Raw genomic sequence first — 2011 nt, forward strand, 5'->3', positions numbered from 1 at the left:
CTATTTCACGGTTTTTTTATTTAAATCAAACATTTTAAAAGTAGCGTCGTGTAGTTCTAGGTAGTAGTTTTATTTCAGGCTACAATAGCCCTTATTGAAATTTATCCCTTTCCCTACTAACAGGAGTATCAAAATGAGCATCAAAGTAGCGATTAACGGTTTCGGCCGCATCGGCCGTCTGGCATTGCGTCAAATTGAAAAAGCCGAAGGTATCGAAGTCATCGCCGTTAACGACCTGACCCCTGCCGATATGTTGCTGCACCTTTTCAAATACGACAGCACTCAAGGCCGATTCCAAGGTACTGCCGAATTGAAAGACGATGCCATCGTGGTGAACGGCAAAGAAATCAAAGTCTTCGCCAATCCGAATCCTGAAGAATTGCCTTGGGGCGATTTGGGCGTCGACGTCGTCCTCGAGTGTACCGGTTTCTTTACCAGCAAAACCAAAGCTGAAGCCCACATCCGCGCCGGTGCGCGCAAAGTCGTTATTTCCGCCCCCGGCGGCAATGACGTGAAAACCGTCGTATATGGCGTGAACCAAGACATTTTGGACGGCAGCGAAACCGTCATCTCCGCCGCTTCCTGCACCACCAACTGCCTTGCCCCGATGGCGGCAGTCCTGCAAAAAGAATTCGGCGTAGTCGAAGGCCTGATGACCACCATCCACGCCTACACCGGCGACCAAAATACCCTTGACGCACCGCACCGCAAAGGCGATTTACGCCGAGCCCGCGCCGCCGCGCTCAACATCGTGCCTAACAGCACCGGCGCCGCCAAAGCCATCGGTCTGGTTATCCCCGAATTGAACGGCAAACTCGACGGCTCCGCCCAACGCGTTCCCGTTGCTACTGGATCTTTGACCGAACTGGTTTCTGTTCTCGAACGCCCTGTGACCAAAGAAGAAATCAATGCAGCCATGAAAGCAGCCGCCAACGATGCTTTAGGCTACACTGAAGATCAAATCGTTTCTTCCGACGTCATCGGTATTGAATACGGCTCACTTTTCGATGCAACTCAAACCCGCGTGATGACTGTTGGCGACAAACAATTGGTGAAAACCGTTGCTTGGTACGACAATGAAATGTCTTACACTTGCCAATTGGTTCGTACCTTGGAATTCTTTGCCAGCAAAATCTAAAGGATAACAGGTTGAATCAATCAGTCTGTGGATAATTCAAAGGCCGTCTGAACATTTCAGACGGCCTTTTGTATGTAGAGAGATTTAATTTGCAATCAGATTGTGGATAGTTTAATCACAGTGGCACATTTGTTTTCTATCCTAAACTGTACTTCATAATCCGCAATATTCATTACATAAATACGTTCGGGAATATCTTGATAGGCAGGACGAGGATCTTGGGCGATGCTTTGTTCAATGAGATGTTTTTCTTCTGTGGATAAATGTTCCGCAAGCGTACTTTCTGCCCAGACAACGTTCAATTCTTCAGGTTTGCCGCTGACAAAGCCTGATGATGCGTCAGGTTTGGCTTCGACAAACGGGATGTAGGGTTTGATATCCACTACCGGAGTACTGTCCAATAGGTCTGCACCGCTGCAATAGATGCGGACAGGTTTGCCTGTTTCGATGCGTTCGAGTTTTAGCAGGGATAAACCGAGATGGTTGGGGCGGTGCGGGCTGCGCGTGGCAAATACGCCCATTTTTTGTTTGCCTCCAAGCCGTGGCGGACGCACCATTTGCGCCCAACCTTCATCCAATACGCCGTGGAAAATAAAACTTATCCACACATAGTCGAAATCTTCCAAGCCCCGAACGCTGTCTGCGGTAAATTCAGGAGTGAGTTCAATGCAAATTTCTGCTGCAGGAACCAAACCGGGTTGGCGGGCAATGCCGAATTTTTGTTTGTAGGGGGAATAAACGGTTGCAATAGGTGTAATCGAATAGGACATAATTTGTGGATAAATATTCTGTGCAAACTCTCATCATATCACAGATGTTTTCCCACATTTTGCGGTAGTAATTTGTTATAATACAAAGCATTTATTCCAAATG

Annotated in this window: 2 protein-coding genes; one reads left to right on the top strand and one right to left on the bottom strand. The window is 47.7% G+C overall.

Annotation, left to right across the window (positions count from 1 at the left end; all coding sequences use genetic code 11):
• The first annotated feature begins 133 nt into the window (after positions 1-133).
• Positions 134-1138, top strand: coding sequence for a type I glyceraldehyde-3-phosphate dehydrogenase (gene gap, locus ACTHUT_RS19055; protein WP_250599311.1), 1005 nt, complete (start codon positions 134-136; stop codon positions 1136-1138).
• Between the two features lie 95 nt (positions 1139-1233).
• Here the strand turns inward: gap and tsaA are convergent, their stop codons facing one another.
• Positions 1234-1908 (bottom strand): tRNA (N6-threonylcarbamoyladenosine(37)-N6)-methyltransferase TrmO, encoded by a 675-nt coding sequence (tsaA, locus tag ACTHUT_RS19060; RefSeq protein ID WP_250599313.1) that lies wholly within the window; start codon positions 1906-1908, stop codon positions 1234-1236.
• Between the last annotated feature and the right edge of the window lie 103 nt (positions 1909-2011).

The sequence above is a fragment of the Neisseria sp. P0022.S010 genome (assembly GCF_051956635.1).

Bases quoted from the DNA above. Each gene is read 5' to 3' on its own strand.
- gap (WP_250599311.1), top strand. From the start codon at position 134: ATGAGCATCAAAGTAGCGATTAACGGTTTCGGCCGCATCGGCCGTCTG.
- tsaA (WP_250599313.1), bottom strand. From the start codon at position 1,908: ATGTCCTATTCGATTACACCTATTGCAACCGTTTATTCCCCCTACAAA.